General features: G+C 30.2%; 5 protein-coding genes. All 5 read right to left on the bottom strand.

Annotated elements, in window-relative coordinates; translation table 11 throughout:
* Nucleotides 1–139: 139 nt before the first annotated feature.
* A complete protein-coding gene (locus tag Q0C22_RS02435; RefSeq protein ID WP_291490484.1) occupies nt 140–919 on the bottom strand; it encodes an MBL fold metallo-hydrolase in 780 nt (259 codons plus the stop codon).
* Nucleotides 920–921: 2 nt separating this feature from the next.
* A complete protein-coding gene (locus Q0C22_RS02430) occupies nt 922–3,342 on the bottom strand; it encodes a chemotaxis protein CheA (protein WP_291490483.1) in 2,421 nt (806 codons plus the stop codon).
* Nucleotides 3,335–4,525 (bottom strand): sensor histidine kinase, encoded by a 1,191-nt coding sequence (locus tag Q0C22_RS02425; RefSeq protein WP_291490482.1) that lies wholly within the window; start codon nt 4,523–4,525, stop codon nt 3,335–3,337. Before Q0C22_RS02425 ends, Q0C22_RS02430 begins: the two co-directional genes overlap by 8 nt.
* Entirely contained in the window at nt 4,518–5,552 is a 1,035-nt protein-coding gene (locus Q0C22_RS02420) for a PAS domain-containing sensor histidine kinase (protein ID WP_291490481.1), read from the bottom strand. Before Q0C22_RS02420 ends, Q0C22_RS02425 begins: the two co-directional genes overlap by 8 nt.
* Nucleotides 5,553–5,599: 47 nt before the next feature.
* Nucleotides 5,600–6,792, bottom strand: a 1,193-nt coding sequence (gene purB, locus Q0C22_RS02415) for an adenylosuccinate lyase (protein WP_291490480.1), incomplete at its 5' end; no start/stop codon positions are given.

Here is a 6,792-nt window from a genome sequence, read left to right as displayed (position 1 = left end):
ATCACCAAGAATTATATTAAAACTTCCTTCTATAGAATTACTAAGAAGCGAATCTTTTACTACACTTTTTGCAAGTTTTGTTATTGTTTGTTTCTCATTTAAATTATCAATACTAATTAAATTGTTTTTCTTCATGGGATCACCTTGATATTTCATCTATAATATCGCTTCCGCATTTTAAAGATTCCAGCCAGCTTAAAAATGTCTTTGCTTCTTCTTTTTTAAATATAGCACCATGTTGCGGAGCTATCATATTGATATCATACTTCCTTATGCGATTTACAAAATTTTTGCACACAGTATTTGACGCCATATAGCGTTTATGAAAACCTTCCATTAAAGAAACATGACTATCGAAGTTTTCAACAAAAAGATAAGTTTTGCTCCCAAAAACTGCAGCTCCTATATCTCCACTAAAAAGTATCTTCGAAACAGGATCATATAAAACATGCTGGCCAGGTGAGTGCATAAAATGTGCTGGTATTGCTTCAAATGAATCAATTTTACCTCCATTATCTTCAATGGGAATTATGCGAGAAATATCCGTTATGCCAAAATGCGGCAAAAACCTTACCCATAACTTTGATATGTATACATTAGCGCTTGTTATAGAAAGCCACATTGCAATACCACTTGAAACATCTGGATCTTGATGAGTATAAAAAATATTCTTAATATCATTAAGATCAATATACCTGCTCACATTTGCAACAACTTTTGGGAATACGTGAACACCACCTGGGTCAAGTAATGTTCCTTTGCCATTTGATATAATTAAATATTGATTAACCTGGATAAAACCACCTTTTATATCAGATTCATCCCACCCAAGCCATATAAATTTATGACCTGATTCTTCAAATAGTATTTCGCCGTTTGAGATATTTACCTGTTCATTTGACAAATTGATATAACTCATTACTATACTCCTTTTTTAGCAGGATTTATTTTTTTGTTTAATAATTTCTTTATATTTTCTATATTTGACTTCTGATTTAAACCTATTAACGCATTTAAACTTGTATCTTCAAAACGGGATTTATCTGACTGTAAATCTTCGCTTAAACCTACAATGTATGATTTTTTAGTTGCAGGAAGCTCTCTTATATCGTTTATTAAATCTATTGCGTTTGGCATAGATAGATCTAAAAAAACAATACTTGATGGGTGAGAATACAAGGAAGCAATATTATCACTAAAAAGTATATTGTAATCTGCAAAATTTTCTTTTATAAACATTAGTTCTTCAAAATTAGCTTTATTTGAAAGAACTAAAGCATTATGCGCAAATTCCTTCTGATCTGCTGTATGAGAAGCTATATTAACGGATAATTTTGAAGCTTGCTTTACTATTGAAACTACGTCCAATATTAATGCAACGCTACCATCACCCATAATTGTTGCACCGGCAATTGATTTAACTTTACCTAAATAATTTCCAAGAGGTTTTATTACAACTTCTTCCTGGTTAACAAGTGCATCTACAACCAACCCTAACTGCTTTTCTGCAGATGAAACAATAACAACATATATCTCGTCTTTGCTAAGTGTTTTTTTATCTTGAGATATTTTTAAAATATCACCTAAATAAACAAGTGGTACAATAGAGCCTCGAAGGCGCAAAACATCTTTATTTTGAACATGTTCTATATCTGATAAAGCGATTCTAACTGTTTCTATAACATTTGCTAAAGGTATAGCAAAAAGGCTTCCTGTTACTTTAACAAGCAGTGACTGTATAATTGCCAATGTTAAAGGTATTTTTATAATTATTTTTGTACCAATATTTAGCTGTGATTTAATTGTTATAATGCCGTTTAGTTTTTCAATGTTTGTTTTTACAACATCCATACCAACCCCACGGCCAGAAATATTAGAAACTTGACTTGCAGTAGAAAAGCCTGGTAAGAAAACGAGATTAAATATATCGTTTTCAGTCATTAAAGATGCTTCTTGGGCTGAAATAATACCATTTTCTATGGCTTTTTGCTTAATTTTTTCTTTATCCATACCTTTGCCATCATCTTCTACACTAATTACTATGTGATTTCCTTCCTGAGAGGCTGTTAGCTTTAAAGTTCCAATTTTGTTTTTGCCTTTTTGAATTCGCTCATTTGGTGGTTCTATACCGTGGTCAATCGCATTTCTAATTAGATGAATAAATGGTTCATTTATTTCTTCTACAATACTTTTGTCAAGTTCTGTTTCGGCACCTTCTATAATAAGATTTACTTCTTTATTTAAATCCCTGCAAATATCCCTTACAACTCTTGGAAATTTATTGAAAACTTTACCAATCTCCACCATTCTGGTTTTCATTATAGCCATTTGCAAATCAGTTGTAACAAGCGTTATTTGAGATGAAATATTTGAAAGACTATCTGCAATATCATCGCTTTGATTTTGCTCTGAAACTATATTTGCAAGCCTTACAAGCCTATTTTTTGCTAAAACCAGCTCACCTGCCAAATCCATCAAATCATCTAATTTTTTAACATCTACTCTTATGGTTTGTTTATCAAGATCCTGCTTTGATTTGTCTTTATCCTGAGGTTCTTTGTTTGATGCAACCTTTTGGAATTCAACTTCATCAGCTTTATTTTGTTTTAAGTTTTGAACACCAATTTCTTCAGGCTGCATTTGAGATTGATCATCTTGTGTTTCTTGAGTTTTATTGTTTTGCTGTTTAGCTTTTCTTCGCTCTTTATCTTCTTTTATCCTTTGTTCTAAAAGTTTTTGAATTTCAGCATTGAGTTCTTCATCAGTTAAATTAGTTTTTTTGGCTGGCACCGGTTCTTCTTGAATCTCTTCTATTTGAAGTTTAATTATATCATTTTCGCCTTCAATAACAGATTCTTGCACTTGTTCTTGAAGTTCTTTAGATACTTGAGTTTGTGGAGGTTCTTCAATAAGTTTTTCTTCATAGTCTATTGTATTTATTTGGTCTGGCTTATTTTGGACTTTTAGTAGTTTTTGTATTTCTTGTTCTACATCTATATCATCTATTGACTGGTTTTGTTTTATCGCTTCAAGCATTATCTTAAGTTTGTCAACACTCATTAGTATTGCATCCATAATTGATGGGGTTAATTCCAGCTCAAAGCGTCTAAGAGAATTTAATAAATCTTCAAGCTTGTGTGTAAGCTGGGTCATCTTATCAAAACCTAAAAAGCTTGAAGAACCTTTTATTGTGTGAAAAGCTCTAAAAACTTTATTTAACAGGTCTGTATCTTTTGGTGATTTTTCAAGTGCTACCAAATCTTCATCAAGACCTTCTAAGAGTTCTTCTGTTTCAACAACAAAATCTCTCAATATTTCATCCATTTCATTAAAACTACTCATTTTCATTCTCCTTTTTAATGTTAATATCACCTAAATTAGCAAGTGTTTGAGCTAAAGCATCCATTAAATTATTTACAGACTTTATCAATTCACCCAATTCATCATTGCTTTCGTATGTTATACGTTTTGATACATCTCCCATGATAATTGAGTTAATTGTATTAGTAGCATCTAAAATGGGTTTCACTATTTTATTTGATGCCCACATACTAAAAAATAGGGCTATTAAAATTGTAATTACACTAAAAAAAGAAAAAATACCGAGCATTAAAATCGTTTTAGAGTTTATTTGCTCATTTAATTTATTAACACCTTCCATCAAGCTACTAATTGGCAGTGTTAAGCCCAGACCCCAACCGGTTTTAGGAATTGAAGTATACCCAACATACTTTTCAACACCGCGAAACGTATAGAAAGATGTTCCGGTTTTTCCTTTTAAAATATAATTTTTCATCAGATAAGCCAACCTTTCACCATTTTGTGGATCTGTTAAATCAACATGGTCTTTTAATGTAATAAGCGGGTGTTCTTTGACCTTCGGGTCAAACACGAGAACACCTTTATGATCTGTCATCCACAAGTATTTGTTGCTCATAGGCCTAATTTGAGCACTCTGTAAAATAGAAAATATACCTGAAGGATCTATTTCAAAAAGAATATATCCCTCATCTTTAAATGGAAATAAAAATGAAAAATATGCATTTTGATCTTTATTTAGATAAAAATCAATGAAATAAACGTTTTTTGAAAATTTCCTATAATCTTTGGCTTTGATTTTATTAAGCGCACCTTCAAATGTTGCATTTTTTGGGTATGAGTAAACAATAGAAAAATTTTTGTCTAAAATAGCAATGCCTTTAATCTCCAGATCTTTGTTTGTTACAGTATAAATATTTGGTATGTATTTTGTCGGATCTTTTGCGTTTGACAAAAAATTAACAGTAGAAGCACACATTTTTTCTTTTATATTTAAATTTGCTTCTATAATCCTTGCATAACTTTTAACTTCATCTTCAAGATAATGATTTGCTTGTATTGCAAAAACATTCTTGCTTGAGTTTATAAAAAAGCTTCGAAGAGAAAAGAGGTTATATAATGAAATTAAACTAAAAAGTACAGAAACTATAAGCATTATAGAAAAAGTATATGCTACTATTTTTGTTTTTATGCTTCTTTTAAACAACGCTTAACCTCTGTATGCGCATTCTCGAGCGCTTTTCTATTGGTAAAATTAACTTTACAGTTGTTGTATTATTGTTTGATATTATTCGCAGTTTACCTTTGTGAGCCTTAATAATTAGTTTTGATATAAATAAACCCAAACCTACATTTTTTGGTTTTGTAGAATAAAATGGCGTAAATAACATACTCAGTCGATCTTTATCAATACCACCGCCATCGTCTTTTATACTAATTATTATATTATTACCTTCAGTTTGACAAGACATAAAAATATTACCTTTTTCTTCTATGGATTCATAGGCATTTTTTAAAATTTCTTCTAAAACTAAACCAAAAAGTTTTTTATCCAAAAAAATAGTGCTGTTGCAACTTAACTTGCAATTAAAATTAATAAATTTTGCAGTATTTTCTTTTCTAAAATTTTCAAAAGCATTATTTAAAAACTCATCAATCTTAACTTCTTCTAATTTTAAATCAGAAGCATTATTTATTATTTCTATATCAAGCACAACTTTCATGATTTTGGAAAATTCACTTTGTATAGACTCAATATAAGGTTCTATATCATCTTTTAAATCGTTGGGTAGTTTCTTTTTTATAAGATTTAAAAAACCACTTATTGACATTATAGGGTTTCTAAGGACATGTGCAATGCCTTGAGAAATGTATTTTAAATAATTATAATTCAAATTTTTTTGACTTAAACTAAGTTTGTTAAAACCTGAAAAAACTATTATTTCAAATACAAAAAAATTGCTGTTTTTAAAAACATTAATATAACAAAACTGAACTTTTTTGTCTTTATCAATAAACCTTATAAAATTTTTATATGAACCTTCTTTATTTAATAAATCGATTAAATTTTCAAAAAAAATTTCACGATCATCTGGCTGGAAAATATCTCTTACATCATCACCAGGTTTGATACCAAAACGCTCTTTTGTTTTTGCATTAGAGTATACTACTTTTGAATTTTCATCAAAAACTATTATACAGCTTTCAAGATAATCAAAAATCCCTACATTCACATAATAATCCTCTTGCTTTGACTAAATTAAATATACCATAATTTTACTTATTTATCAAATACTCTTTTGAATATTTTATCAATATTTCTTATAAAATAAGTATAATCAAAACATTCATTAAGTTCTTGTTTGGATAAATATTTACCAATTATTTCATTTTTAGCTAAAAGTAATTTATAATCCAACTTATTGTTCCACGATTCAAATGCCAAACTTTGTGTAATTTTATAAGCAGTTTCTTTATCAAGACCTTTTTCAATGAGCTTTAGCATTACCCTTTGAGAATATATCACACCTCTTGTTAAGTTAAGATTTTCAAACATTTTTTCTTTATACACAACCAAATTAGAGAGGATATTGTTCAGTCTATTTAGCATAAAATCAATTGCTATACTTGAATCTGGCAAAATTATTCGTTCATTTGATGAGTGACTTATGTCGCGCTCATGCCATAAAGCCACATTTTCAAGGGCGCATAAAGCGTTTGATCTAACAAGCCTTGCAAGACCGTCTAAGTTTTCACTCAATACCGGGTTTCTTTTGTGTGGCATGCTTGAAGAACCTTTCTGACCACCATGAAAGTACTCTTCTGCTTCTTGTACTTCTGTTCGCTGATAGTGTCTTATTTGAAGTGCTATTTTTTCAATAGTTGCTGCAACTATAGCAAGTGTAGTCATATACTGGGCGTATCTATCCCTTTGGATAATCTGATTGGAAATAGGATCAGGTTTTAGACCCAAAATCTCGCAAGCACGCTCTTCTACTTTTATATCAATATTTGCAAATGTACCCATAGAACCAGAAATTTTTCCGTATGAGACTATTTGTTTTGCTTGTTCTACTCTTTGCAAGTTTCTCTTCATTTCTTCATACCAAAGCGCAATTACAAATCCAAATGTAATAGGTTCTGCATGAATACCATGAGAACGTCCAATCATTGGTGTATCTTTAAATTCAAACGCCCTTTTTTTAAGTGTTTCAAGTAATTGTTTAATATCATCAATTATAATCTCGCATGAACGTTTTAAAAGTAAAGCATTTGCGGTATCAACTATATCTGACGATGTAACACCATAGTGTAAAAAACTACCTTCTTGAGGTGTCAAATACTCTCTAACATTTTCATTGAAAGCTACAATATCATGACGTGTAATTTCTTCTATTTCTTCAATGCGTTTTACATCAAATTTTGCCTTTTTTCTAACGCTTTGGGTTATACCAGCTGGGATTGTACCCATTT

Origin of the sequence: Desulfurella sp. (assembly GCF_023256235.1) — a bacterium.
In the GTDB taxonomy this organism is placed as follows: Bacteria; Campylobacterota_A; Desulfurellia; order Desulfurellales; family Desulfurellaceae; genus Desulfurella.
Note: the sequence above shows the minus strand (reverse complement) of the source record. Positions and strands in the feature narration are given on the sequence as shown.

Excerpts from the sequence above, each read along its gene's own strand:
- Q0C22_RS02435 (WP_291490484.1), bottom strand. The coding sequence starts at position 919 with ATGAGTTATATCAATTTGTCAAATGAACAGGTAAATATCTCAAACGGC.
- Q0C22_RS02430 (WP_291490483.1), bottom strand. The coding sequence starts at position 3,342 with ATGAGTAGTTTTAATGAAATGGATGAAATATTGAGAGATTTTGTTGTT.